Origin of the sequence: Achromobacter sp. Root83 (assembly GCF_001428845.1) — a bacterium.
Lineage (GTDB): Bacteria > Pseudomonadota > Gammaproteobacteria > Burkholderiales > Burkholderiaceae_B > Achromobacter.
This window is the reverse complement of the sequence record NZ_LMIU01000012.1, coordinates 292554-318895: the sequence shown is the minus strand read 5'-3', so window position 1 is coordinate 318895 and position 26342 is coordinate 292554. Positions and strand designations below refer to the sequence as shown.

Annotated in this window: 18 protein-coding genes; 8 read left to right on the top strand and 10 right to left on the bottom strand. The window is 65.9% G+C overall.

What is annotated here, in order from left to right; genetic code table 11:
• Nucleotides 1-134 precede the first annotated feature (134 nt).
• The 7 genes from ASE30_RS13810 to ASE30_RS13780 form a co-directional block, all read right to left on the bottom strand.
• Nucleotides 135-1094: a FecR domain-containing protein gene (locus ASE30_RS13810; RefSeq protein WP_057284867.1), complete on the bottom strand. Its 960-nt coding sequence runs from the start codon at nt 1092-1094 to the stop codon at nt 135-137.
• Entirely contained in the window at nt 1087-1620 is a 534-nt protein-coding gene (locus tag ASE30_RS13805; protein WP_057284866.1) for a sigma-70 family RNA polymerase sigma factor, read from the bottom strand. The genes ASE30_RS13810 and ASE30_RS13805 overlap by 8 nt, the downstream gene beginning before the upstream one ends.
• Nucleotides 1621-1730: 110 nt before the next feature.
• On the bottom strand, nt 1731-2822 hold the full coding sequence (gene zapE, locus ASE30_RS13800; RefSeq protein ID WP_057284865.1) for a cell division protein ZapE: 1092 nt from the start codon (nt 2820-2822) through the stop codon (nt 1731-1733).
• A 91-nt stretch (nt 2823-2913) separates the two neighbouring features.
• The gene (lpdA, locus tag ASE30_RS13795; protein WP_057284864.1) at nt 2914-4341 is read right to left on the bottom strand and encodes a dihydrolipoyl dehydrogenase; all 1428 of its coding nucleotides are present in this window, start codon (nt 4339-4341) and stop codon (nt 2914-2916) included.
• Nucleotides 4342-4473: 132 nt separating this feature from the next.
• Nucleotides 4474-5703, bottom strand: coding sequence for a 2-oxoglutarate dehydrogenase complex dihydrolipoyllysine-residue succinyltransferase (gene odhB / locus ASE30_RS13790; RefSeq protein WP_057284863.1), 1230 nt, complete (start codon nt 5701-5703; stop codon nt 4474-4476).
• Between the two features lie 102 nt (nt 5704-5805).
• A complete protein-coding gene (locus ASE30_RS13785) occupies nt 5806-8673 on the bottom strand; it encodes a 2-oxoglutarate dehydrogenase E1 component (RefSeq protein WP_057284862.1) in 2868 nt (955 codons plus the stop codon).
• 328 nt (nt 8674-9001) lie between these two features.
• Entirely contained in the window at nt 9002-9472 is a 471-nt protein-coding gene (locus tag ASE30_RS13780) for an Lrp/AsnC family transcriptional regulator (RefSeq protein ID WP_057284861.1), read from the bottom strand.
• A gap of 193 nt (nt 9473-9665) precedes the next feature.
• Between ASE30_RS13780 and ASE30_RS13775 the strand changes: the two genes are divergently transcribed.
• Nucleotides 9666-10682: a 1-aminocyclopropane-1-carboxylate deaminase gene (locus ASE30_RS13775; RefSeq protein ID WP_057284860.1), complete on the top strand. Its 1017-nt coding sequence runs from the start codon at nt 9666-9668 to the stop codon at nt 10680-10682.
• A 56-nt stretch (nt 10683-10738) separates the two neighbouring features.
• On the opposite strand, the gene ASE30_RS13770 is transcribed toward ASE30_RS13775, so the two are convergent.
• The gene (locus ASE30_RS13770) at nt 10739-11938 is read right to left on the bottom strand and encodes an MFS transporter (RefSeq protein ID WP_057284859.1); all 1200 of its coding nucleotides are present in this window, start codon (nt 11936-11938) and stop codon (nt 10739-10741) included.
• A 153-nt stretch (nt 11939-12091) separates the two neighbouring features.
• Here ASE30_RS13770 and ASE30_RS13765 point away from each other — a divergent pair, with 153 nt between their 5' ends.
• From ASE30_RS13765 to ASE30_RS13750, 4 genes are all read left to right on the top strand, one after another.
• Entirely contained in the window at nt 12092-13009 is a 918-nt protein-coding gene (locus ASE30_RS13765) for a LysR family transcriptional regulator (protein WP_057284858.1), read from the top strand.
• Nucleotides 13010-13169: 160 nt separating this feature from the next.
• Nucleotides 13170-14114 (top strand): allantoinase PuuE, encoded by a 945-nt coding sequence (gene puuE / locus ASE30_RS13760; protein WP_057284857.1) that lies wholly within the window; start codon nt 13170-13172, stop codon nt 14112-14114.
• An 11-nt stretch (nt 14115-14125) separates the two neighbouring features.
• Nucleotides 14126-15841 (top strand): hydantoinase/carbamoylase family amidase, encoded by a 1716-nt coding sequence (locus ASE30_RS13755; RefSeq protein ID WP_057284856.1) that lies wholly within the window; start codon nt 14126-14128, stop codon nt 15839-15841.
• 4 nt (nt 15842-15845) lie between these two features.
• Complete coding sequence (locus ASE30_RS13750) at nt 15846-17078, top strand: M20/M25/M40 family metallo-hydrolase (protein WP_057284855.1); 1233 nt, start codon at nt 15846-15848, stop codon at nt 17076-17078.
• 48 nt (nt 17079-17126) lie between these two features.
• Here the strand turns inward: ASE30_RS13750 and ASE30_RS13745 are convergent, their stop codons facing one another.
• Nucleotides 17127-19178 carry an OPT family oligopeptide transporter gene (locus ASE30_RS13745; protein WP_057284854.1) on the bottom strand — a complete coding sequence of 684 codons (2052 nt, stop codon included), beginning with the start codon at nt 19176-19178 and terminating at the stop codon, nt 17127-17129.
• Nucleotides 19179-19391: 213 nt separating this feature from the next.
• On the opposite strand from ASE30_RS13745, the gene mdeB reads away from it, so the two are divergent.
• The 3 genes from mdeB to ASE30_RS13730 all read left to right on the top strand — a co-directional run bounded on the left by mdeB (nt 19392) and on the right by ASE30_RS13730 (nt 25177).
• Nucleotides 19392-22079, top strand: a complete 2688-nt coding sequence (mdeB, locus tag ASE30_RS13740; protein WP_057284853.1) for an alpha-ketoglutarate dehydrogenase — start codon at nt 19392-19394, stop codon at nt 22077-22079.
• Between the two features lie 217 nt (nt 22080-22296).
• The gene (locus ASE30_RS13735; protein ID WP_057284852.1) at nt 22297-24597 is read left to right on the top strand and encodes an NADP-dependent malic enzyme; all 2301 of its coding nucleotides are present in this window, start codon (nt 22297-22299) and stop codon (nt 24595-24597) included.
• 127 nt (nt 24598-24724) lie between these two features.
• The gene (locus ASE30_RS13730; protein WP_057284851.1) at nt 24725-25177 is read left to right on the top strand and encodes a DUF2214 family protein; all 453 of its coding nucleotides are present in this window, start codon (nt 24725-24727) and stop codon (nt 25175-25177) included.
• A gap of 18 nt (nt 25178-25195) precedes the next feature.
• Here the strand turns inward: ASE30_RS13730 and ASE30_RS13725 are convergent, their stop codons facing one another.
• Entirely contained in the window at nt 25196-26308 is a 1113-nt protein-coding gene (locus ASE30_RS13725; RefSeq protein WP_057284850.1) for a hypothetical protein, read from the bottom strand.
• Between the last annotated feature and the right edge of the window lie 34 nt (nt 26309-26342).

Genomic DNA, 26342 nt, shown 5'->3' with positions numbered 1-26342 from the left:
GCGGTCAGCGGAGCGCGCAAGCGCGTTTGGAATGAAGCAGACACAAAAACTCTCCCTGTACGGTGGTATCTATCTCTGCCTTTCCGTACGGGATTCGAAAACCTGCAATGCGTGGGGCAAAAAAAATGTAACGGTCAGATTTCGCGCGGTCCGACCTGCAGCCAATACTGCGTATGCCGCGTGACGGCGATCGGCAAGGCGGGCTCCAGCGCCTTGAGCGCGCGCTCGGCGTCGTCCAGCGGAAAGACCCCGGACAGGCGCAGTCCCGCCACGGCGGGATCGACCCGGATCACGCCCAGGCGCTGGCGCGCCAGGTGGGCCGCAAAATGATCCAGGCGCCAATCCTTGGCCACGACCATGCCGTCCACCCAGGCAAGCCGGTCGGGATCCGAGGCATTGCGCAGCGCCTCGCCGGTGTCTGCATAGGCCAGGCGTTCGCCCGCGTTCACATGGGTCAGCACGCCGTCGCGCAACAGGGCGACGCTGCCTTCGTAGACCCCCAGCCGCGACCCGCCCGGGATGCGCTGCAAATCAAAGCGGGCACTCGCGACCAGCAGTTCCCCGTACCCGGAGTCCACCCGCAGCATGTCCACGCCAGGCCGCGATTCGGCCTGCACCAGCATTTCGCCGCGCAACAGGTCGATTCCGCGCGCACTGCCGCTCACGTTCACGCGCACCGCGCTGTCGCTGTTCAGGGTGATGCGCAGGCCGTCCGCCAGCGCGATGGGACGGCGTTCTCCGACACGGGTGCTGAAGTCCGCCGCCAACCGCTGCCAGGGCGTATGGTGGTAGCCCGCCCAGCCTGTCGCGGCAACGCCCGCCACGGCCAGCATGCCGCGCAGCGCGTCGCGGCGGCCCCGCGAAGCCGGCGCATTCAGCGCGGCGTGGGCCAGCGCCGCCGGCACCCGGCGGGCATCCCGGCCAATGGCCTGCAACCGGTCCCAGGCCTGGCGATGCGCAGGATCCTGCGCGAGCCAGGCGTTACAGGATTCCCGGTCGTGCGCGTCGGCCAGCCCGGATTGCAGCTTGGCCCACCAGGCTATCGCCTGGCGCACGACCGGGTCCGGCGGCATGGCGTTGGCGGCGTCAGGCATAGAACGCCGCATAACATGCGGTCATCGCGCGCACCATGTACTGCTGCACCGAACTCAGGGAGACGCCCAGCCGTTCGGCGATTTCGGGATAGGTCAGGCCGTCAAGCTGCGACAGCAGAAACGCCGACCGCGCCTTGGGCGGCAGGCCGTCGAGCAACCGGTCAAGTTGCATCAGCGACTGCAGTTGCTCGGCCTGCATTTCGGGCGACGGCGCATAGGATTCGGGCATGGCGGCCAGATAGGCCAGATAGGCATGTTCCAGCGCGGCGTGGCGCTGATGGTCCACCACCAGGCCCTTCGCGATCGTGGTCAGCAGCGCGCGGGCCTCGTGGGCGCGCACCGCCTTGCGGCCTTGGATCACCCGCAGGAACACATCCTGCGCCAGATCTTCGGCGCGATGCGCACAGCCCAGCTTGCGGCGCAGCCAGCCGAACAGCCACGGGCGATGATCGCGGTACAGGCCATCGACGGGCGCGGCCTGGGCGTCGACGCACGAGGCCGGTGAAGAGAAAAGCGTGGAAGACACGGATGAGACTGCGGCGTTTGACCAGAAGTCTCAAAATCTTAATTGATAATGACTTGCATTACCAATTTTATCCGCTCCGGCCCGCCCAATCCGGGCCGGATGCGGCATAACTACAACGACACGGTCAGCCGGCGCTCGGATTCCAGGTACTCGCGCGACTGCATTTCAAGAATGCGCGACACGGTGCGATGGAACTCGTTGGCGAGCGCGCCTTCGGTGTAGATCTGTTCCGGTTCGCATTCGGCGGACATGATCAGCTTGACGCGATGGTCATAGAACACGTCGATCAGCCAGGTGAACCGGCGCGCCTCGGAAGCCTGGCGCGGCCCCATCTTGGGCACGCCCGACAGAATCACGGCATGAAAACGGTTGGCCAGTTCAAGATAGTCGTTCTGTGAACGCGGGCCGCCGCAAAGCGTGGCGAAATCGAACCACACCACCGATCCCGCCAGCGCCAGCGCACGGATCTCGCGATGCTCGATATGCAGCACCGGATCTTGCGGAGGGGTGTCCGCCAGGCTGTCGAAGGCGGCCTGCAGCGCCTGCTGGGCAGCCTCGTCCAGCGGCGTGTGAAAGCACTGCACCTGCTCCAGCGAACGGCGGCGGTAGTCCACGCCGGCATCCACGTTCATGACGTCCATGCGCGACTGGAGCAGCGCAATCGCCGGCAGCACGCGATCGCGGTGCAGGCCGTCGGTGTACAGCGTGGACGGCTCGTAGTTGGACGTCATCACGAAGGACGTGCCGTATTCGAACAGCTTTTGCAGCAGGCGATGCAGGATCATCGCGTCCGCCACATCGGACACGTGGAACTCGTCGAAGCAGATCAAGCGGTAGCGCTTGGCCACGCGCCGGGCCACCTCGTCCAGCGGGTCCTGCATGCCCTTCACTTCTTCCAGCTCGCGATGCACGCCGCGCATGAATTCATGGAAGTGCAGGCGGGTCTTGCGCACGACGGGCACGGTGGCGTAGAAGGCGTCCATCAGGAAGCTCTTGCCGCGCCCCACCCCGCCCCACAAATAGACGCCGCGCGGCACGTCGGGCCGGTTCAACAGCTTCTTCAAGGCGTTCGAGCGCATCGACTTGAACTTGACCCATTCGTCGTAATAGCGCTGCAAGCGGTCGATCGCCTTCTTTTGCGCATCGTCGGGCTTGTAGCCGCGTTCGGCCAAGGCGTGTTCGTAGTATTCGCTGACGTTCATGTGGGAAGCAGACCAGGCGGAATGAAAGAGGGCGATAAAAAAAGGGCGGGTCCTTGAACCCGCCCCCGGTCTTGCTCAGGTCAAGCGGCGCTTAGAAGTTCAGCGCACGCTTGTCCACGGCCAGAGCGGCTTCCTTCACGGCTTCCGACAGGGTCGGGTGCGCGTGGCAAATGCGGGCGATGTCTTCGGCGGCGCCGCGGAATTCCATGATGGTCACGGCTTCCGAGATCAGTTCCGAGGCCATGGGGCCCACGATGTGCACGCCCAGGACTTCGTCGGTCTTGGCATCGGCGATCACCTTGGCAAAGCCGGTGGTGTCGCCCAGCGCGCGGGCGCGCCCGTTGGCCAGGAACGGGAAGCTGCCGGCCTTGTACTCGCGGCCTTCGGCCTTGAGCTGCTGTTCGGTCTTGCCCACCCAGGCGATTTCCGGCGACGTGTAGATGACCCACGGCACGGTGTCGAAGTTGACGTGGCCGTGCTGGCCGGCGATGCGCTCGGCAACCGCCACGCCTTCTTCCTCGGCCTTGTGCGCCAGCATCGGGCCGCGCACGACGTCACCCACTGCCCAGACGTTCGGCAGGTTGGTCTTGCAGTCGCCGTCCACGGCCACGAAGCCGCGTTCGTCCAGCTTCAGGCCCACGGCGTCGGCATTCAGGCCGCCGGTGTAAGGCACACGGCCGATCGAGACGATCAGCTTGTCCACCACCAGCTTCTGCTCGCCGCCCTTGGCGTCGACGTAAGGCACGGTCACCGACTTGGCGGTCGCCTTGATCTCGCCGATCTTGACGCCCATCTGGATGTCCAGGCCTTGCTTGGTGAAAGCCTTCAGGGCTTCCTTGGCCACTTGCGCATCGGCGGCGGCCAGGAATTCCGGCATCGCTTCCAGGATCGTGACTTCGGAACCCAGGCGGCGCCACACGCTGCCCATTTCCAGGCCGATCACGCCGGCGCCGATGACGCCCAGCGTCTTGGGCACGGCGCCGATGTTCAGCGCGCCGTCGTTGGACAGCACGACCTTTTCGTCGAACGGCAGGCCGGGCAGTTCACGCGCCGACGAGCCGGTGGCGACCACGACGTGCTTGGCAACCAGGTCTTCTTCGGTGGTGCCGGTGACCTTGATGCTCCAGCCGCCTTCCACTTGGCCGCCGAAGGCGCCCTTGCCATGGAAGAAGGTGACCTTGTTCTTCTTGAACAGGTACAGGATGCCGTCGTTGTTCTGCTTGACCACCGTGTTCTTGCGGCCGATCAGCGTGTCGAGCTTCAGGCTCACGCCCTTGACTTCGATGCCGTGATCGGCGAAGTGGTGGTTGACCTGCTCGAAGTGTTCCGACGATTGCAGCAGCGCCTTCGACGGAATGCAGCCGACGTTGGTGCAGGTGCCGCCGGGAGCCGGGCCGCCTTGGCCGTTCTGCCAGGCGTCGATGCAAGCGACCGACATGCCAAGCTGCGCGGCGCGGATCGCGGCGATGTAGCCGCCAGGGCCGGCGCCGATCACGACGACGTCAAATTGTTTGGACATAGTGTTCTCGCGTATGAGGTATTGGGTGGAGCACGCCCTGCCCAGCGGAGTCAGGCTGCGGGCCGGCGGGGAGCCGGCCAGGGCGCCGCGGAACCGGGAGGTTGCACGCGGCGCCGGCCAGGGGCGTCGAGATTACAGGTCCAGCAACAGGCGCTGCGGATCTTCCAGGGCGTCCTTCATGGCGACCAGGCCCAGCACGGCTTCGCGGCCGTCGATGATGCGGTGGTCGTAGGACAGGGCCAGGTAGTTCATCGGGCGGATGACGATCTGGCCGTTTTCCACAACAGCGCGATCCTTGGTGGCGTGAACGCCCAGGATGGCCGATTGCGGCGGGTTGATGATCGGGGTCGACAGCATCGAGCCGAACACGCCACCGTTGGAGATCGAGAACGTACCGCCGGTCATTTCTTCGATGCCCAGCTTGCCGTCGGCGGCGCGGCGGCCAAAGTCGGCGATGGTCTTTTCGATTTCGGCGATGGACAGCTGGTCGGCGTTGCGCAGGATCGGCACCACCAGGCCACGCGGGCTGCCGACAGCGATACCGATGTCGAAGTAGCCGTGATAGATGATGTCCTTGCCGTCGATCGAGGCGTTGATCAGCGGGTACTTCTTCAACGCGGCAACGGCGGCCTTGACGAAGAACGACATGAAGCCCAGCTTGATGCCGTGTTCCTTTTCGAACTTGTCCTTGTACTTGCTGCGCAGATCGATGACCGCTTGCATGTTCACTTCATTGAACGTGGTCAGGATCGCGTTTTCTTGCTGCGACTGCAGCAGGCGCTCGGCGATGCGGGCGCGCAGGCGGCTCATCGGCACGCGCTGTTCCGGACGGCCGTCGAGCGACAGCGTGGTCGGGGCGGGAGCAGCCGAGGGCTTGGCCGCGGCGGCCTTGGCGGCGGGTGCGCCGGCGGCCAGGGCGTCGCCCTTGGTCACGCGGCCATCACGGCCGGTGCCGGCCACGGAAGCGGCGTCGACGCCCTTCTCGGCCAGGATCTTGGAGGCGGCGGGCGAAGCGACACCGGCGGCGGCCGACGAAGCGGGCGCGGCGGCCGGCGCGGCGGCGGCTTGCTCAGCGGCCTTGGGGGCTTCAGCGGGCGCGGTCGCGGCCGAAGCAGCCTTGGCGGCGGTGTCGATACGGGCCAGCACTTCGCCGGAGGTCACGGTGCTGCCATCGCCCTTGACGATTTCAGCCAGCACGCCGGAGGCGGGGGCCGGCACTTCCAGCACGACCTTGTCGGTTTCGACTTCGATCAGGATTTCGTCCGCTTCGACGGCAGCGCCAGGCTGCTTCTTCCAGGTAAGCAGGGTCGCTTCGGAAACGGATTCGGAAAGTTGGGGAACGACGACGTCGGTAATAGCCATTTTGTTTATTCCGTAAAAGTGAGTTCTGGTCACGCGGCGCGGCAAGGTTCGAAACGGGGTTCCTGAACGCTTGCCGCCCGCGGCGCGTGCATCGAGTAAAGGTTACTTCGTCAACATGACCTTGAACTTGGGCGCGAAGGCCGTTTCGATCAGGGCCTTCTGCTGCTCCTGGTGCTTGGCCAGGTAGCCCACGGCCGGCGATGCCGAAGCGGCACGGCCTGCGTAGCCCAGCTTCTGGCCTTCGACCATGTTCTCGTACACGTGATGCTGGACGTAGAACCAGGCGCCCTGGTTCTGCGGTTCGTCCTGAACCCAGATCACCTCGGTAGCCTTCGGGTACTTGCGCAGTTCGGTTTCGAACGACTTGTGCGCAAACGGGTAGAGCTGCTCGACGCGGACGATGGCGACATTGTCGGCGCCGCGCTCACGGCGGGCGTTGACCAGGTCGTAGTACACCTTGCCCGAGCAAGCCAGCACGCGCTTGACCTTGCTGGCGTCGATGGCCTCGTCGACCTCGCCGATCACCGGACGGAAGCTGCCGCCGGCCAGATCGGTCAGGGGCGAACCCGCGTCCTTGTTGCGCAGCAGCGACTTCGGCGTGAACAGCACCAGCGGCTTGCGGAACGGGCGGATCATCTGGCGGCGCAGCACGTGGAAGATCTGCGATGCCGAGGTCGGCTGGACCACTTGCATGTTGTTGTCGGCGCACAGTTGCAGGAAGCGCTCGATGCGGCCCGACGAGTGCTCGGGGCCTTGGCCTTCGTAGCCGTGCGGCAGCATCAGGGTCAGGCCCGACTGGCGGCCCCACTTGGCTTCGCCGGAGCTGATGAACTGGTCGATCACGACCTGGGCGCCGTTGACGAAGTCGCCGAACTGGCCTTCCCAGATGGTGAGCGTGTTGGGTTCGGCGCTGGAATAGCCGTATTCAAACGCCAGCACGGCCTCTTCGGACAGCACCGAGTCGATCACGGTGAACGGCGCCTGGCCTTCCGACACGTTCTGCAGCGGAATGTAGGTGCCGTCGTTCCAGCGTTCGCGGTTCTGGTCGTGCAGCACCGCGTGGCGGTGCGTGAACGTGCCGCGGCCCGAATCCTGGCCGGTGATGCGGATGGCGTAGCCCGAGGACACCAGGGTCGCGAAGGCGAGATGTTCGCCCATGCCCCAGTCCAGGTTCATTTCGCCCTTGCCCATGGTGCGGCGGTCGTTCAGCAGCTTGGCGACCAGCGGGTGCACCGTGAAGCCTTCCGGCACCGTGGTGATGCGTTCGCCGATGCGCTTCAATTCGGCCAGCGGCACGGCGGTGTCGGCCTGGTCGGTCCACTTGGCGCCCAGGAACGGCGACCAGTCGATGGCGTACTTGCTCTTGTAGTCGGTCAGCACCGGTTCGATGGTGCGCTGGCCGTCTTCCATGAGCTGGCGGTAGTCCTTGACGAGCTGATCGGCTTCGCCTTCGGCCAGCACGCCTTGCGTGGTCAGCTTGTCAGCGTACAGCTTGCGCGTGCCGGGGTGATGGCCGATGCGCTTGTACATCAGGGGCTGCGTCAGCGACGGGGTGTCCTGCTCGTTGTGGCCCAGCTTGCGGAAGCAAACGATGTCCACGACGATGTCATGACGGAACTGCAGGCGGTAGTCCAGGGCGAGCTTGGTGACGAACACCACGGCTTCGGGATCGTCGCCGTTGACGTGGAACACCGGGGCTTCGATCATCTTGACCACGTCGGTGCAATACAGCGTCGAACGCGAGTCGCGCGGGTCGGACGTGGTGAAGCCGATCTGGTTATTGATGACGATGTGCAGCGTGCCGCCCGTGCCGTAGCCGCGCGTCTGGGCCAGGTTCAGGGTTTCCATCACGACGCCCTGGCCGGCGAAAGCCGCGTCGCCGTGCACCAGCACCGGCAGCACTTGCTTGCCTTCGCCATCGCCGCGGCGTTCCTGGCGAGCGCGCACGCTGCCTTCGACCACGGGGTTGACGATTTCCAGGTGGGACGGGTTGAACGCCAGCGACAGGTGGACCGGACCGCCACGGGTGGACAGGTCGCTCGAGAAGCCGTTGTGGTACTTCACGTCGCCGTCGGTCAGGCCTTCGGCGTGCTTGCCTTCGAACTCGGCGAACAGGTCGCCGGGCATCTTGCCCATGATGTTCACGAGCAGGTTCAGGCGGCCGCGGTGGGCCATGCCGACCACGATTTCCTGGACGCCGTTTTCACCGGCGTGGTTCACCACTTCGTCCATCGAGGCAATGAAGCTTTCGCCGCCTTCCAGCGAGAAGCGCTTCTGGCCGACGTACTTGGTGTGCAGGAAACGCTCGAGCCCTTCGGACTCGGTGAGCTGCTGCAGGATGTGGCGTTTTTCTTCGGCCGAGTAGGCGGGCGCGCCCAGGGTGGTTTCCAGGCGTTCCTGGATCCAGCGCTTGGCGGCGGGGTCGGAGATATGCGTGAATTCCGCACCGATGCTGCGGCAGTAGGTGTCGCGCAGCGCCTTCAGGATGTCGCGCAGCGTCATGGTGCTGGCGGTCGTGAAGTAGGTGTTGGTGGCCGAGTAGGTCTGGTCCAGATCGGCTTCGGTCAGGCCATAGAAGGCGGGATCGAGTTCCGGAATCGGGGGACGTTCCTGGCGCTTGAGGGGATCCAGATCGGCCCAGCGCGAACCGAGCGAGCGGTAGGCGGCAATCAGCGACTGCACCGATACCTGCTTGCTGGCGACGCTCAGGTCGGGTTCGGCAGAGCGTTGCACGAAGGCATTGGCCTTGGCGCGCTGGGCAAACGATTCGACGATGGGAGCGTGGGCCTGGTCGCGAGTGGATTCCTGGCCGTCGGTTGCGGGAGCGTGCTGCAGTTGGTCGAAATATTCGCGCCAATTGTCAGGAACCGAACCGGGATTGTCGAGGTAGGCTTCGTAAAGCTCCTCAACATACGGGGCGTTACCCCCAAAGAGATAAGACGTGGATAGAGATTCTATTTCCGAAGACATATCGCTTCACCTTTACGAGTGCTTCACTCGACACGATGCAGGAAAACCTTCCGCGACACGGGCTTCCCGTTTAGCGGATAGCAGGGGCAGAAGGCGCGTACAAGCCTTAAAAGCCGTATGGGTCAAGAGTATAACCCTTTGAGTTTACGGACGTCTTGCTGCTTTTCCGTGACGCAAAAGCCCTTTCGGAATGCTGTCATGCGGCGTTGGAATGTCCAGCGAACCCCGTTTATTTCGCCGTCTTCGCGCCACCAAATTCCGTTAATCCAGAATGCCGCAGCGCGTCATTTTTGATTGACCGAAATTCAAGTGTTGCGCTTTCGCCTCGTCATACGGGCAACGCGGTGGTCGACAGGATCTCTTTCAGCACGAAAAACGTGCGGATCTGGCGTACGCCGGGCAGCTTGATGATCTCGCCCGCATGCAGCTTGTTGAAGCGTTCCAGATCGCGTATGCGCAGCATCAGGAAGTAGTCGAATTCGCCCGCCACCAGATGGCACTCCAGGCAGCCGCTGATGCCGCGCGCCGCGGCCTCGAAGTCGGTGAAGGACTCGGGCGTGGATCGGTCCAGCACCACTCCCACGATGACCAGCGTGGCCATCTCGACCTCGGCCGGTTCCAGCAGCGCGACCGTTTTCCGGATGATGCCTTCGCTCTTGAGTTTTTCGACCCGCCGCAGGCAGGCGGCGGGGCTCAGGTGTACGCGCGCGCTGAGATCCAGATTGGTGATCTGCGCGTCTTCCTGCAAGACGCGCAGGATGTGGCGGTCGATGCGGTCCAGCGCGAAAGCGGTGGTCATGTGATAAGTCCCTAAAAATTTAATTCGGTCATTCCTTATATCTTCGAAATAATAAATCCATCGAAAAGCAAATCCTCAACTTTGGATTTAAGGAATTAAAAAAATACGCAATTGACCGTCTTCCACGGAAATTCCTATGATTTTTCTATCCCGGCCGGGCACCCGGGCCCACGAAAACCCATCAGGAGTCTCCATGGATCTGGACCGTTTTCCCCGTCATCGCCTGACCTTCGGCGACACCCCGATCGAAAAGCTGGACCGCCTTTCCGCGCACCTCGGCGGCAAGGTCGAGATCTACGCCAAACGCGAGGACTGCAACAGCGGCCTGGCATTCGGCGGCAACAAGCTGCGCAAGTTGGAATACCTGATTCCACAGGCGCTGGAGCAAGGCTGCGACACGCTCGTGACCATCGGCGGCATCCAGTCCAACCACACGCGGATGGTGGCGGCCGTGGCGGCCAAGCTGGGCCTGGCCTGCGTGCTGGTCCAGGAAAACTGGGTGGACTATTCGGACGCGGTCTATGACCGGGTCGGCAACATCATGATGAGCCGCCTGATGGGCGCCGACGTGCGCCTGGTGGACCAGGGTTTCGACATCGGCTTTCGCCGCAGTTGGGAAGAGGCGCTGGAAGACGTCAGGCGGCGCGGCGGCAAGCCCTATGCGATTCCGGCCGGCGCGTCGGATCACGAGCTGGGCGGGCTGGGTTATGTGGGCTTCGCCGAGGAGGTGCGGCGCCAGGAGGCGGCTCTGGGCTTCAAGTTCGATTACATCGTGGTGTGCGCGGTCACCGGCAGCACGCAGGCCGGCATGGTGGTCGGCTTCGCGGCCGACGGGCGCGCCGACCACGTCATCGGCATCGACGCCTCGGCCACGCCGGATCAGACTCGCGCCCAGATCCTGCGCATCGCGCGGCGCACCGCGGACCTGGTCGGGCTGAAGCAGCCCATCGAAGACAAGGATGTGGTCCTGGACACCCGCTACGCCTACCCGGCCTATGGCCTGCCCTCGGCCGAAACGAACGACGCCATCCGCGCTTGCGCACGGCTGGAAGGCATGATGACCGACCCGGTATACGAAGGAAAATCCATGCAGGGCATGATGGACATCATCCGCAAAGGCGAAATCCCCGCGGGCTCGCGAGTCCTGTATGCGCACCTGGGAGGGGTGCCGGCGATCAACGCCTACAGCTTTCTGTACCGCAACGGATAGCGGCGGGTTCGGGGTCACCGCATGGCCCTGCGGCGACCTGCGCTGACCCGCGCGCCCTACCCACGCACGGCGGGAAAGCCGTGCCGCCGGGCCGCCCGCAGCACGACCAGCGTGGCCGCCAGCGGCACCAGCAGCGCCGGCGAAAAAGCCGCGACGCCGAAGCGATCCAGCAGGACGCCACCGACGAGGCCTCCGCCGGCGATCGCCATGTTCCAGGCCGTGACCAGCATCGACTGCGCCACGTCGGCCGCGTCCCCCGCCGACTTGGCGATCGCGGTCTGGAACAGCGTCGGCACGCCGCCAAAGGCCACGCCCCAGGCGGCCACCGCCGCATACACCGCGACCGGCGCATCGCCCGCCGCGCCAAGGACCAGCGCGGCCAGGGCAAACAGGACCGTGCTGGCAATCGTCAGCGCACGCAGGTGAAGATCGACCAGCGTGCCGGTGATCCAGATGCCCATCAGGCAAGCAAGGCCAAACACCAACAGCACCACGTCTGTCCGATCGGCCATGCCCGCAGCAGTCAGGAAGGGGGCGATGTAGGTGTAGAGAATGTTGTGCGCCAGCACGAACGCGAACACCACGAACAGGACCGGACGCACGCCAGCCAGGGTGAATACGTGACCCAGCGACAAGCGCTTGCCCGCCGCCTGCCCGGCGAAGTCCGGCACCTGGACGCGCACCCATGCCATCAGCACCAGCGCCAATCCGCTCATGATGCCGAAACACGCCCGCCAACCCACCAGATTGCCGAGGAAGGTGCCGGCCGGCACGCCCAGCGACAACGCCAGCGGCGTGCCCACCATCGCAACGGCGATGGCGCGGCCCTTCTGATGTTCGGGCACCATGCGCGCGGCATAGCCCGCCACCAGCGCCCACAGCAATCCGGCCGACACGCCTGCCAGGAAGCGCGCCACCATCGTCAGCACATAGTTGCCGGAAAACGTGGTCACGGTGTTGGCGACGACGAAGCCGGCAATGGCCGCAAGCAGCAACGGGCGCCGGCGCATGCCCTGCGTGGCGGCGGTCAGCGGGATCGCCGCCACCAGCGAACCGAGGGCGTAGAGGGTGACAAGCTGACCGGCCAGCGCTTCGGAAATTTCCAGGCCGGCGCTGATCTGCGGCAACAGGCCGGCCGGCAGGGCTTCCGTCAGGATCGTGACGAATCCCGCCATCGCCAGGGCCAGCAGCGATGCCAGGGGAAAGCGCGCGGCTTGCGCGCCGACGCCAAGCGTTGTTGTGGTTGAAACTGCCATGATCCTGCCTCTGTGGGTGTGCCGATGGCGGGCGCATGGGCGCGAAACCGGCACGGGTTGGACGAAGGCAGTGATGTTGGCCACGTTTGCGATACAGGACAATAATGCTGGTGTTCAAAACATATCGGACAAAATTTCCGAAATAGACTCAATATGGAATCGCTCAACGCCATTGCGTTCTTCGTTCAGGCCGCGGAAACCCGCAGTTATTCCGCGGCCGGGCGCATCCTCGGCGTCTCCTCGTCGGCCGTGGGCAAGAGCATTTGCCGGCTGGAACAACGACTGGGCGTGCGCCTGTTCCATCGCAGCACGCGCAGCATCACGCTGACCGCCGAGGGGGCCCTGTTCCTGGAACGGTGCCGCCGCATCCTGTGCGAAGTCGAGGCGGCCGAACTGGAACTCTCCGAAACCCGGCAAGCGCCCAGGGGCCGGCTGCGCATCAGCTTGCCCTTGGTCGGGATGCTGGTCATGCCCGCGCTGACCGCGTTCATGCACCGCTATCCGGACATCGAGCTTGACGTGGACTTCTCCGATCGCCTGGTGGACGTGATCGAGGAAGGCTTCGACGTGGTGATGCGTACCGGCGAACTGACCGACTCGCGCCTCGTCTCCCGCCCGCTGGGCACCTACCGGCTGCAACTGGTCGCCTCCCCCGGCTACCTGGCAAGGCGCGGAACGCCGAAGGTTCCCGCCGACCTCGCGCACCACGCCTGCTTGCAGCACAAGTTTCCCAGCACCGGAAAATTCGAGCCGTGGCCGTTCAAGCGCGCTGAAGACGAACCGGGATGGGCGCTGCCGGCCTCGATGGTCTGCAACACGTCCGCGGCACTGATGGATGTGGCCCTGGCCGGCCTGGGGATCGCGTGCCTGCCGGACTTCCTGGTGCGGCAGGCGATCGGGCGGGGCGAACTGGTGCCGGTGATGGACGCATGCGTCGAGCACCAGGGCACCTTCCGGCTGCTGTGGCCGTCAAGCAAACATCTGGCGCCGAAACTGCGTGTCTTCATCGATTTCATGGGCGCGGAGCTATTCAAGGGCGATCCTGCAACGGATACTCGATCGGCGGCCTGACCGACGCGATGCGCTTTGGCATCGGATCGAGGGCAATCGCCGATGGCGCAAACAGCGCATATTGATGTACATACTTTGTATACAAGAACTGGCTTTACCGTTATCGTTCAGTTCGCCATGCAACCCTTGAGCGGGCGCGCCCCGGCGCCGCCCATTCGCGATGACATCCTACGACTCCACGCTGCCCTACCCCCGCGACCTGATCGGCTACGGACGCAATCCGCCTCATGCGCAATGGCCCGGCAATGCGCGCATCGCGGTCCAGTTTGTGCTGAATTACGAAGAAGGCGGTGAAAACAGCGTGCTCCACGGAGACGCGGGATCCGAACAATTCCTGTCGGAACTGTTCAACCCGGCCAGCTTTCCGGAACGGCACATCAGCATGGAAGGCATCTACGAATACGGTTCGCGCGTGGGCGTGTGGCGCATCCTGCGCGAATTCGAGAAGCGGCAACTGCCGCTGACCGTCTTCGGCGTCGGCATGGCGCTGCAGCGCCACCCCGAACTGACCGCCGCCTTCACGGAGCTGGGCCATGAAATCGCGTGCCACGGCTGGCGCTGGATCCACTATCAGCACGTGGACGAGGCCACCGAACGCGAACATATGCGCCTGGGCATGGACGCCATCACAGCGCTGACCGGTACGCGCCCGCTGGGCTGGTACACCGGGCGCGACAGCCCCCGCACCCGCCGGCTGGTGGCGGACTATGGCGGCTTCGAATACGACAGCGACTACTACGGCGATGACCTGCCCTTCTGGATGCAGGTGCAAAAAACCGACGGCACGGTCGTGCCGCAGCTCATCGTGCCCTACACCCTGGACTGCAATGACATGCGGTTCGCGCTGCCGCAGGGCTATTCGCACGCCGAACCCTTCTTTCAATATCTCAGGGACAGCTTCGACGCGCTCTACGCCGAAGGCGACGAAGCGCCCAGGATGCTCAGCATCGGCATGCATTGCCGCCTGCTGGGCCGGCCCGGACGCATCGCCGCGCTGCAGCGTTTCCTGGACCACATCGCGCGCCACGACCGCGTCTGGGTCTGCCGCCGGGTGGACATCGCGCGGCACTGGAAAAGCGCGCACCCCTATTCTCCCGACCGTTGAACAGGACGAACATGGCCCACACCCTAGCCCAACTCAATGCCGCCACGCCCGCCGAGGCGCAGGCCCTGCTTGACGGCCTGTACCCGCACGCGCCCTGGGTGGCCGCGCACGCCGTCCAGTCGCGTCCGTTCCGCTCGGTCGCCGACCTGCGCCAGCGGCTGCGGCAAGCCGTGGATGGAGCCAGCCCGGACGCCCGGCTGGCCCTGGTCCGCGCCCAAGCGGAAATGGCGCAATGGCCGTCCGGCAACGCTGAACAGACCCTCCGGCTGGCTCAGCTCAAGGCCGACTACGCGGCCCGTTTCGGATTTCCGGCAGTCTTGGCGCTACGCGGCGCGCGCGGCACGCCCCTCGACAGCAGCCAGCTTCTGGACGAGCTGTCGCGGCGCCTGGACAATCCGCCCGACGCCGAAGTGGAAGAGGCGCTGCGCCACCTCCATCGCAACGCCGAACTGCGCCTGCACGACTTTTTTGGCGAGCCCGCGCTGGGCAATGACATCTGGGACTGGCAAGAGCGGCTCAGCACGCACAGCGACCCCGGCTATGCCGAAAAAGGCCAGCTCACCGTCACGTACCTGACCGACGCGCACCGCGCCTGCGCGCAGCGCATTTCGCACTGGATGCGGGAATGCGGCTTCGACGAGGTGGCGGTGGACGCGGTGGGCAACGTGGTGGGCCGCTACCGCGCGGACCGGCCCGGCGCCCCCACGCTCATGACGGGCAGCCATTACGACACCGTGCGCAACGGCGGCAAATATGACGGCAGGCTGGGCATATTCGTGCCGATGGCCTGCGTGCGCGAGCTGCACCGCCAGGGCCGCCGCCTGCCCTTCGACCTGGAAGTGATCGGGTTCGCCGAAGAGGAAGGCCAGCGCTACCGGGCCACGTTCCTGGGTTCCGGCGCCCTGATCGGCGACTTCAAACCCGAATGGCTGGACCAGAAGGACGCCGACGGCATCACCATGCGCGACGCCATGATGCACGCGGGACTGTGCATCGACGACATCCCCAAGCTGCGGCGCGATCCCGCCCGCTACCTGGGCTTCATCGAAGTGCATATCGAACAAGGACCGGTGCTGTACGAACTGGGACTGCCGCTGGGCATCGTCACGTCCATCAACGGCAGCGTGCGCTACCAGGCGCAGATCTTCGGCATGGCCTGCCACGCCGGCACCACGCCCATGGACCGCCGCCGCGATGCGGCCGTGGCCGCCGCCGAACTGGCCTTGTTCGTCGAACGGCGCGCCGCGCGCGATGCGGACTCCGTCGGCACCATAGGCATGCTCGAAGTGCCCAGCGGCTCGATCAACGTGGTGCCGGGCGAATGCCGTTTCAGCCTGGACCTGCGCGCCCCCAGCGACCCGCAGCGCGATTCGCTGGTCAACGATGTGCTGGCCGAACTGGCCGCCATCTGCCAGCGGCGCGGCCTGCGCTACGCGCTGGAAGAAACCATGCGCGCCGCCGCCGCGCCCAGCGACCCGGTCTGGCAGCAGCGCTGGGAACGCGCGGTCGACGCGCTGGGCGTGCCCGTGTACCGCATGCCCAGCGGCGCCGGGCACGACGCCATGAAACTGCACGAAGTCATGCCCCAGGCCATGCTGTTCGTGCGTGGCCAGAACGCCGGCATCAGCCACAACCCCCGAGAATCCACCACCAGCGACGACATCCAGCTAGCCGCGCTTGCGATGCAAGGCCTGCTCGACACGCTCGCCATTGAAACCACTGCATAAAACCATGACCGATTACGCCCGACTCGACGCCTGGGTTGACGCCCACTTTGACGAAGAAGTCCGCTTCCTGCAGGACCTCGTGCGCGTGCCCACCGACACGCCCCCCGGCAACAACGCGCCCCACGCCGAGCGCACCGCGGCGCTGCTGCAAGGCTTCGGCCTGCAAGCGGAAGCCCACCCCGTGCCCGCCCAGGAGGTCCACGACTATGGGATGCAATCCATCACCAACCTGATCGTGCGCCGCGAATACGGCGACGGCGGCCGCCGTGTCGCGCTCAATGCCCACGGCGACGTGGTGCCTCCCGGCGACGGCTGGACCCACGATCCCTATGGCGCCCAGATCGACGACGGCAGCCTGTACGGCCGCGCCGCCGCCGTCAGCAAGAGCGACTTCGCCAGCTTCACGTTCGCCGTGCGCGCGCTGGAGGCGGTGGCCCGGCCCGCGCACGGCGCGATCGAATTGCACTTCACCTACGACGAGGAATTCGGCGGCCTGATGGGACCCGGCTGGCTGCTGCGGCAAGGCCTGACCAAGCCCGACCTGATGATCGCGGCGGGCTTCAGCTATGAAGTCGTCACGGCCCACAACGGCTGCCTGCAGATGGAAGTGACGGTGCACGGCAAGATGGCGCATGCGGCCATCCCCAGCAGCGGCGTCGACGCGCTGCAAGGCGCGGTCAAGATCCTTGAGGCCCTGTACGCGCAGAACACGCAGTACCGGAAGATCAGTTCCCAGGTGCCGGGGATTTCCCACCCGTACCTGAACGTCGGGCGCATCGAAGGCGGCACCAACACCAACGTGGTGCCGGGCAAGGTGAGCTTCAAGCTGGACCGGCGCATGATTCCCGAGGAAAACGCCGTGGAGGTCGAAGCCGACATCCGCCGGATCATCCAGGAGGCCGCCGCCTCGATGCCGGGTATCAGCATCGACATCAAGCGCCTGCTGCTGGCCAATTCGATGCGCCCCCTGCCCGGCAACCAGCCGCTGGTGGAAGCCATCCAGAAGCACGGAGAGGAACTGTTCGGTGAACCGATACCCGCCATGGGCACGCCGCTGTATACGGACGTGCGCCTGTACGCCGAAGCCGGCATCCCAGGCGTGATCTACGGCGCGGGCCCGCGCACCGTCCTGGAGTCGCACGCCAAGCGCAGCGACGAGCGCGTGGTGCTCGAAGACCTGCGCCGCGCCACCAAGGTCATCGCGCGCACCCTGGCCGACCTGCTCAAGCCCGTCTGAACCGGCGGCATGGCGGCGCGCCCGCCATGCCTCCCCTACGCGCCAACGCTACGCCACCCGCATGACGCGGCGCCAGAACAGCACCGCCACCATCGCGAAAACGGCCAGCCCCAGATAGTTGGCCGTGCCGGCGAAGTCTTCGCCCGCAATCGCCACCGGGGCCTCCATGCCCGTGCCGCCGATGATGGCCGCCATCAGCACGCCCACCAGGCTCTCGCCCACGATCAGGCCGGACGCGATCAGCACGCCGCGCCGGTTGGGCGCATCGGCGAATTGCTCGTACGGCTGGCCGGCGGCAGCCGCGCGGCGGCGCAGGGCGCCTTCCAGCAGCCACGCCAGCACCGCGCCCACCACGATGGGCGCGGCGACGGTCGGCGGCAGGTAGATGCCGATGCCCACCGCCAGCACCGGAATGCGCGCCACGCGGCAGGTGCGCTTCATGACTTCGTCCGTCACGATCAGCCCGACGCCCACGGCCATGCCGATCAGGATCATGGTCCAGTTCAGTTCATGGGTGAAGATGCCGCGCGCAATCGCCAGCATCAGCGTCGCCTGTGGCGCGGACAGGGCAAGCGCCGGATCCATGCCTTCGCGCGGCATCGAACCCGCGAACCCGTAGGCGTTGTACAGCAGCTCCAGCACCGGCGAGATCACCGCCGCGCCGACCACGCAGCCGATCAGCAGCGCCACCTGCTGGCGCCAAGGGGTCGCGCCCACCAGCCAGCCCGTCTTCAGATCCTGCAGGTTGTCATTGGAAATGGAGGCGACCGCCACCACGGCCGATGTGCTGAAGATCGCCAGTGCGATCGCCATCTGGACACCGTTTTGCACCGCCAGCAATTCGCCGCCCAGCGCCAGCATCAGCACGGACACCAGCACGATGGCGACGATGCCGACGCCGGAAATCGGACTGGTCGACGATCCCACCAGACCGGCCATGTAGCCGCAGGCGGCGGCCACCAGGAAACCGAACACAAAGGCGAACATCACCGCGTAGGCCACCAGCTTCCAGATGGCGCCCGCCGACAGCGGCACCCCCGACAGGAACACCTGGAAGGTGACCACGAGCACGGCCACCAGCACCAGCGTCACCGCCGAGATCCAGCCGGCCGACAGGTCCCGCTCGGTGCGCGGCGTCTGGCCCGCGCGCGCCGCGCCCGCCTTGGTCAGGGCCGAAAACGACGCCTTCACCCCACGCGCCATCGGCGCGAACAGCGTCGCCAGCGTCCAGATGGCGCCCACGCCGATCACGCCCGCGCCGATGAAGCGCACCTGCGACGACCACAGTTCCGTCGCGTAGTTCTGCAGCGACATGCCCGCGGGCATGTCACCCATGGCCGTCAGGATCGGCACCGCGATGCCCCAGGAAATGATCAGCCCCGTCAGCATGGCCAGCCCCGCGACAATGCCGATCAGGTAGCCCGCGCCCAGCAGCGCCAGCGAAAAGCCCATCGGCAGCCGGAACACGGCGCCGCCCAGCGCGAACCAGCCGCTGACGCTGTCACCCAGCACCCGCAGGCCGCTGGCGGCAAAGCTGACAACAGCCGCGGCGATGCCGCCCGCCACGATGTCGCCCATACCCGTCGCGGGCGACTTCGCGGACGCCCCGCCCTCGGCTTCGGAAACGTCCTGCTCGCGTTCCGCGCTGCCCACCCGCAGGATCTCGGCCGCGGCCACGCCTTCCGGATACGGCAGGTCGCTCTGCACCACCATCACATGGCGCAGCGGAATGGTGAACATCACGCCCAGCATGCCGCCCGCCGCGCAGATGCCCAGCGTCTGCCAGAACGGAAAGCCCTGCCAGTGGCCCATCATGACCAGCGCCGGCAGGATGAAGATGATGGACGACAGCGTGCCGGCCGCCGAAGCCTGCGTCTGCACCATGTTGTTTTCAAGGATGTTGGCGTCCTTGAACATGCGCAGCACGGACATCGAAATTACCGCCGCCGGGATGGCCGATGAAAACGTCAGGCCGACCTTCAACCCCAGAAAAACATTGGACGCCGTGAAGATGACGGTAATCAGGGCGCCGAGCAGGACGCCGCGGAACGTCAGTTCCGGCAACGTGACCTCCGCGGGAACGCGGATGGGTTGGGTCATGGAATTCTCCCTATCTGGTAGCCGCGAATTCTAGCGCCAGACTGTCCGCCACTCGGTCACCACCCGTAAGCATGATTCCGCGGTAGAACCTGCCGTGGCCCGAAAATCTGACAACACATTATGCTGAAACCGGGGGATTTCTCCCAAGATTTTGATTACCCATGCCAGAGGCAAGGGTCTAGCATGGACGCTAGAACAGGAGACAGGACGACCATGCTTGACGCCAGCCAGCCCCTTTCCGGCCCAGCCCCCCAGGACGACGCCGACCCCGCCGAAACCGCCGAGTGGCGCGACGCCCTGCATTCGCTGGTCCAGGCCGAGGGGCCCGGGCGGGCGGGCTATGTGCTGGACAGCCTGCTGGGCCACGCCGCCGCGCTGGGCCTGCGGGCCAACAGCCAGACGCGCACCGCCTACCTGAACACCATCCCCGCTGACCAGGAACCGCCCTTTCCGGGCAACCTGGCGGTCGAAGAACGCATCGCGCGCATCAACCGCTGGAATGCGCTGGCCATGGTGGTGCGCGCCAATCTGGCGCACGGCGAACTGGGCGGCCACATCGCCAGCTATGCGTCGGCCGCTGACCTCTTCGAGGTGGGCTTCAACCATTTCTTCCGCGCCCGCACACCCGACAGTCCGGGCGACATCGTCTACATGCAGCCGCATTCGGCGCCCGGCGTCTACGCCCGCGCCTACCTTGAAGGCTTTCTGGGCGAAGACGATCTGGCCCACTTCCGCCAGGAGATCACCGCGACCGCCCGCGGCCTGCGCGGCCTGTCGTCGTACCCCCATCCCTGGCTGATGCCGGACTTCTGGCAGTTTCCCACCGGCTCCATGGGCATCGGGCCGATCAATGCGATTTATCAGGCGCGTTTCATGCGCTACCTTGAGCACCGCTCGCTGGTCCCCGGCGCCGACCGCAAGGTCTGGGGCATCTTCGGCGACGGCGAAATGGACGAGCCCGAATCCATCGCGGCACTGACACTGGCCGCCCGCGAAAAGCTCGACAACCTGATCTTCGTCGTCAACTGCAACCTGCAACGGCTGGACGGCCCGGTGCGCGGCAACGGCCGCATCATCGACGAACTGGAAACCCTGTACGCCGGCGCGGGCTGGAACGTCATCAAGCTGGTCTGGGGCAGCGACTGGGACGCCCTGCTGCGGCGCGATACCGGCGGCGCGCTGGCCCGCGCCTTCGCCAACACCGTGGACGGCCAGTTCCAGACCTTCGCGGCCAACGACGGCGCCTTCAACCGCGCCCACTTCTTCAACCAGAATCCCGAGCTGGCCGCCCTGGTGGCCGACTGGTCCGACGAAGCCATCGACCGCCTGCACCGAGGCGGCCACGACATGGTGAAGATCCATGCCGCCTATCACCGAGCCGCCCGGCACCGGGGCCAGCCCACCGTCATCCTGGCGCAGACCAAGAAGGGCTTCGGCATGGGCTCGGCCGGCCAGGGCAAGATGACGACCCACCAGCAGAAGAAGCTGGACGACGTGGCGCTGCTGGCCTTCCGCGACCGCTTCGCCCTGCCGATATCGGACGCCGACTGCGTCGCGCTGAAGTTCTACCGCCCCGCCGAGGACAGCGCCGAAATGCGCCATCTGCAGGCGCGCCGCGCGTCGCTCGGCGGCCACATTCCCCGGCGCAACGCGCAAGCGCCGCGCCTGACGCCGCCGGACGTTGAACAGTGGGCGCGCTTCGCGCTGGCCGCCGACGGCAAGGAAATGTCGTCCACCATGGCCATCGTCCGCATGCTGACGGCGCTGCTCAAGGACGGCACCGTCGGCCCGCGCATCGTGCCCATCGTGGCGGACGAGGCGCGCACCTTCGGCATGGCCAACCTGTTCCGGCAGATCGGCATCTATTCCGCGCAAGGCCAGCTTTATGAGCCCGAGGACATCGGCTCGGTGCTGTACTACCGCGAGGCACGCGACGGCCAGATCCTGGAAGAAGGCATCACCGAGGCCGGCGCGATCTCCTCCTGGACGGCGGCGGGCACCAGCTACTCGGTCAACGGCCTGCCCATGCTGCCGTTCTACATCTACTACTCGATGTTCGGCTTCCAGCGCATCGGCGACCTGATCTGGGCCGCCGCCGACCAGCGCACGCGCGGCTTTCTGATCGGCGCCACGTCCGGCCGCACCACGTTGGGCGGCGAGGGCCTGCAGCACCAGGACGGCTCCAGCCACATCATGGCCGCCGCCGTGCCCAACTGCCGCGCCTACGACCCGGCCTACGCCTACGAGGTCGCCATCATCGTCGAACACGGCATGCGCCGCATGCTGGACGAGCAGCGCGACGAATTCTTCTACCTGACCGTCACCAACGAAAACCTGGCGCAGCCCGACATGCCGACGGACCCCGCCGTGCGCGAGGGCATTCTGCGCGGCCTGTACCTGCTGCGGCCGGCGCGCCAGCAGGCCCAGGTGCGCCTGCTGGGCGCGGGCCCCATGCTGCGCGAGGCCGAAATGGCCGCCGCGCGCCTGTACGACGACTACGGCGTGGATGCCGAGGTCTGGAGCGTGACCAGCTTTTCCGAGCTGGCTCGCGACGGCCGGCAGGCCGAGCGCGCCCGCGTGCTGGGGCTGGACGCCGGCGCCAGCGCCGACTGGGTGCGCGCCTGCCTGGGCGCAAGCGACGCCCCCGTCATCGCCGCCAGCGACTACGTGCGCGCCGTTCCTGAACAGATCCGCGCCTGGGTGTCGGCGCCCTACCGCACGCTGGGCACCGATGGCTTCGGCCGCAGCGACACGCGCGCACAGCTCCGTGATTTCTTCGAAGTCAGCGCCGACTGGATCGTGCTGTATGCGCTGGACAGCCTGGGCAGGCAGGACGACAGCAAGGCGCTGCGCCAGAAACTGAGCGCGGAAAGCCGGCACGCGCCGCCCTGGGAGATGTAGGCGCCCTCACCCGTCCGCCCTCATCCATTCGGCCGGCCCGGTCCGGCGTTTTTTTGATCAAAAGCGAATGCTCGCTGCACCGCAGCAACCAAGCGCCCGCGCTTTCTGGTGAAATACGGGGGTTCCCCAAGCATTTCGCAAAAAATACGGCGGGCCGCGAGCCCGCCTTTGTCATCCCCGTTTCTTTTTCAGTTAGTGCCTACCAGGCCCCGATCCCATGGACGAAACCCTTACTAAAATGGCGTTGGATTACCACGCCTATCCCACCCCCGGCAAAATCTCGGTCACGCCGACCAAGCCGCTGGCCAACCAGGACGACCTGTCCCTGGCCTACTCGCCCGGCGTCGCCGCGGCGTGCATGGCCATTTTCGAGCAGGGCGACGACGCCGCATCCAAATACACCTCGCGCGGCAACCTGGTGGGCGTGATCACCAACGGCACCGCGGTCCTGGGCCTGGGCAACATCGGCCCCCTGGCCGCCAAGCCCGTCATGGAAGGCAAGGGCTGCCTGTTCAAGAAGTTCGCCGGCATCGATGTGTTCGACATCGAACTGGCCGAGAACGACCCCGACAAGCTGGTCGACATCATCGCGGCGCTGGAGCCCACGCTGGGCGGCGTCAACCTTGAAGACATCAAGGCGCCCGAGTGCTTCTACATCGAAAAGAAGCTGCGCGAGCGCATGAAGATCCCCGTCTTCCACGACGACCAGCACGGCACCGCCATCATCTCGTCGGCCGCCATCCTGAACGGCCTGAAGGTCGTCAACAAGGACATCGGCTCGGTCAAGCTGGCCTGCTCCGGCGCCGGCGCCGCCGCCATCGCCTGCCTGGACCTGCTGGTACACCTGGGCGTCAAGCGCGAGAACATCTACGTGGTGGACTCGCGCGGCGTCATCTGGGACGGCCGCGATGAAAACATGGAAGTCAACAAGAAGCGCTACGCGCAGAAGACCGACGCGCGCACGCTCGCCGACGTGGTCAATGGCGCCGACGTGTTCCTGGGCTGCTCCACCGCCGGCGTGCTGACCGGCGACATGGTCAAGACCATGGCCGACCGCCCGCTGATCCTGGCGCTGGCCAACCCGGAACCGGAAATCCGCCCGGAAGTCGCCCGCGCCGCCCGCCCCGACTGCATCATCGCGACCGGCCGTTCGGACTACCCGAACCAGGTCAACAACGTGCTGTGCTTCCCCTTCATTTTCCGCGGCGCCATGGATGCCGGTGCCTCGCGCATCACGGAAGAAATGAAGCTGGCTTGCGTCAAGGCCATCGCCGACCTGGCCCAGGCCGAGCAAAACGATGAAGTGGCCCGCGCCTACGCCGGCCAGGAACTGTCGTTCGGCCCGGACTACATCATTCCTAAGCCCTTCGACCCCCGCCTGATCGTCCAGATCGCGCCGGCCGTGGCGCAAGCCGCCGCCGACTCCGGCGTGGCCGCCCGCCCGATCGAAGACATCGAAGCCTACCGCCAGAAGCTGATGGGCTTTGTGTACCACTCCGGCCAACTGATGCGCCCGCTGTTCGCCCAGGCCAAGAAGGCGCCCAAGCGCGTCATCTACGCCGACGGCGAAGACGAACGCGTCCTGCGCGCCGTGCAGACCGTGGCCGACGAAAAGCTGGCCTTCCCGATCCTGATCGGCCGCCCTGCCGTCATCGAGATGCGCATCGAAAAAGCCGGCCTGCGCCTGAAGGCCGGCGAGCACTTCGAGATCGTGGATCCGGAAGACGACAGCCGCTTCAATGAAACCTGGAATGCGTACTACCAGTTGAAGGGCCGCGAAGGCGTGACGCCGGCCATCGCCAAGGCGATGATCCGCAAGCACAACACGCTGATCGGCGCGATGCTGCTGCGCCGCGGCGACGCCGACGCGCTGCTGTGCGGCGTGGCCAGCAAGTACGACAACCAGCTCAAGTACGTCGACGAAATCATCGGCAAGAAGGAAGGCCAGACGTACGCCGCCCTGAATGTGCTGATGCTGCCCGACCAGACGCTGTTCGTCACGGACACGCACGTCAATGAAAACCCGTCGGCCGAGGAAGTGGCCAGCATCACCATCCAGGCCGCGGACGAGATGCTGCGTTTTGGCGTGGTGCCGAAGATCGCGCTGCTGTCGCACTCCAACTTCGGCAGCCGCGTGACGGAATCGTCGCGCAAGATGGCCGCCGCGCGCCGCATCGTGCAGGACCGCGCGCCCGACCTGGAAGTGGACGGCGAAATGCACGCCGACGCCGCCCTGTCGGAGAAAATCCGCGTCCTGGCCTACCCGGACAGCACGCTGAAGGGTCCGGCCAACCTGCTGGTCATGCCCAACCTGGACACCGGCAACATCACGTACAACATGCTGAAGATGACGGGCAGCAATGGCGTCGCGATGGGTCCGATCCTGCTGGGCGCCGCGCGTCCCGTGCACATCCTGACCACCAGCGCGACCGTGCGCCGCATCGTCAACATGACGGCGCTGGCCGTGGTCGACGCGCAGCAGGAAGCCGCCGAAGAAGCCAAGAAGCGCCGCCGTTGATCGCATAGTCACGGTGCAAGACCGCGGGCGCCCTACGGGGCGCCCGTTTTTATTCTGCCGCGCAACTCCTGGCCCGCCCGCACGGGCGGATGGTAAAACCTAGTCTGTCCTTTACCTTGGAGACGACATGCTGGCCGATGCAATGTATGCCTGGTTTCACTATCTGGCGATCTTCGTACTGGTGGTGGTGCTGACCGCCGAAGCCGTACTGCTGCGCCCGGACCTGACGGCCGGCAGCGTGAAGCGCCTGGTCATCTACGACCGCTTCTATGGGGTGAGCGCCATCGTCGTGCTGATCACCGGCGTGCTGCGCCTGACCGCGGGCGTCAAGGGCGCCGCCTTCTACATGAGCAATCCCTGGTTCCACGCCAAGATCTCGCTGTTCGTCGTCATCGCGCTCTGTTCGATTCCGCCCACGCTGGCGTTCCTGCGCTGGGCCAAGCAATCGCGTCAGCAACCGGGCTTCGTCCCTGCCCTGCCCGAGATCAAGCGGGCGCGGCGCTGGGTGATGATCTCGTCGCACCTGTTCATCTTCCTGCCGCTGTTCGCCGTTCTGATGGCGCGCGGGATCGGCGCGTAGCGCGGCCGTCTCGCTGCCTCAGGGGCAGCGTGCGCGGACCGGCGCTTGCGGCTCCTTGCCGTCGACGCTGAAGGTCGCGAAGCGGAACACACCCACCGCTTCGTTGGCCACGATTTCAACGACGTCGCCCGCCAGCGTCTGCATCACCGACATGCCTTCGGGCACATCAGCATGGCCGCCCCGCTGGGCGGCCATGCCATTCCAGGGGCTGAAGACCAGAACGCCCGGGTACGGTTCTCGCGCATCCCCGGACCCGCGCCGGACGGTCTTGACGAGCGTGCCGGCGGGATAGCTCAGCCCCCCGAACTGCGTGGGGCAGGCAAGCGCCGAATCACCGACCCTGAGCAGGTTCCGCCCCGCATCCAGGTAGATCCGGGGATCGCTCAGCGCCAGCCCGAATACGCGCACCGCCACGGGATCGTTGATTTCGATGCGCCAGCGGTCGGCATCGCGCGATCCGTCCGTGTAGGCGGTGCCGTTCGAACCATACAGGACGGCTCCCCTCGCGATCTCCATGCCCGCCGCCGCGTTGCCGGCGCCCAGGACGCATTTGCTCAGCATCTTCATGGCCCCATCGGGCTCCACGTCGAATTCGATGTCCTGCGTGGCGTCGCACCGCCAGCCCAGGACGGCCTGGTCGCCCGCGCCGCGCAGGATGACGGTGCGCGGGTGCCTGCCGAGCGTGGCGTACGTGTCCTTGTCGTACTCGGTGTCCAGGTAGCGCCGCACCGTGATCGCCTGCACGCCGTACAGCGGGACGGCCTGCGGAAAAGCGGCTTCGACATAGGTGTCGATCTTGCCTTCGTCCTGAAGCTTCAGGCGCGTGCCAGCGGGCATGTCGACGCCGCCCACCGTGGCTGGCTGCTGCAGCGTGATGTTGCGCGCCGCTTCCCTTCGGCTGCTCTCGTTTTCGACCCGCCAGAACACTGCCTGAACCCAGGCATAGAACGCGAATGGGACCGACAGCGCCACGAACAGCAAGGCGGATGTCTTCCAGTATTTGCGGACCGCGCGGCGCGCGCCCGCGCTCACCGCCAGGACCAGCGCCCACCCCAGCAGCAGCAGGCCGGCAAAGAAACCGGCGGTAAGCAGGATGAAGAAATTGGCCGAGGGTAGTGCTATGGGAATCATGGCAGGGATCATATCCGCAAAATTTGCCGCGGAC

Bases quoted from the DNA above. Each gene is read 5' to 3' on its own strand.
- ASE30_RS13810 (WP_057284867.1), bottom strand. From the start codon at position 1,094: ATGCCTGACGCCGCCAACGCCATGCCGCCGGACCCGGTCGTGCGCCAG.
- zapE (WP_057284865.1), bottom strand. From the start codon at position 2,822: ATGAACGTCAGCGAATACTACGAACACGCCTTGGCCGAACGCGGCTAC.
- lpdA (WP_057284864.1), bottom strand. From the start codon at position 4,341: ATGTCCAAACAATTTGACGTCGTCGTGATCGGCGCCGGCCCTGGCGGC.
- odhB (WP_057284863.1), bottom strand. From the start codon at position 5,703: ATGGCTATTACCGACGTCGTCGTTCCCCAACTTTCCGAATCCGTTTCC.
- ASE30_RS13785 (WP_057284862.1), bottom strand. From the start codon at position 8,673: ATGTCTTCGGAAATAGAATCTCTATCCACGTCTTATCTCTTTGGGGGT.
- ASE30_RS13780 (WP_057284861.1), bottom strand. From the start codon at position 9,472: ATGACCACCGCTTTCGCGCTGGACCGCATCGACCGCCACATCCTGCGC.
- ASE30_RS13775 (WP_057284860.1), top strand. From the start codon at position 9,666: ATGGATCTGGACCGTTTTCCCCGTCATCGCCTGACCTTCGGCGACACC.
- ASE30_RS13770 (WP_057284859.1), bottom strand. From the start codon at position 11,938: ATGGCAGTTTCAACCACAACAACGCTTGGCGTCGGCGCGCAAGCCGCG.
- ASE30_RS13765 (WP_057284858.1), top strand. From the start codon at position 12,092: ATGGAATCGCTCAACGCCATTGCGTTCTTCGTTCAGGCCGCGGAAACC.
- puuE (WP_057284857.1), top strand. From the start codon at position 13,170: ATGACATCCTACGACTCCACGCTGCCCTACCCCCGCGACCTGATCGGC.
- ASE30_RS13755 (WP_057284856.1), top strand. From the start codon at position 14,126: ATGGCCCACACCCTAGCCCAACTCAATGCCGCCACGCCCGCCGAGGCG.
- ASE30_RS13750 (WP_057284855.1), top strand. From the start codon at position 15,846: ATGACCGATTACGCCCGACTCGACGCCTGGGTTGACGCCCACTTTGAC.
- ASE30_RS13745 (WP_057284854.1), bottom strand. From the start codon at position 19,178: ATGACCCAACCCATCCGCGTTCCCGCGGAGGTCACGTTGCCGGAACTG.
- mdeB (WP_057284853.1), top strand. From the start codon at position 19,392: ATGCTTGACGCCAGCCAGCCCCTTTCCGGCCCAGCCCCCCAGGACGAC.
- ASE30_RS13735 (WP_057284852.1), top strand. From the start codon at position 22,297: ATGGACGAAACCCTTACTAAAATGGCGTTGGATTACCACGCCTATCCC.
- ASE30_RS13730 (WP_057284851.1), top strand. From the start codon at position 24,725: ATGCTGGCCGATGCAATGTATGCCTGGTTTCACTATCTGGCGATCTTC.
- ASE30_RS13725 (WP_057284850.1), bottom strand. From the start codon at position 26,308: ATGATTCCCATAGCACTACCCTCGGCCAATTTCTTCATCCTGCTTACC.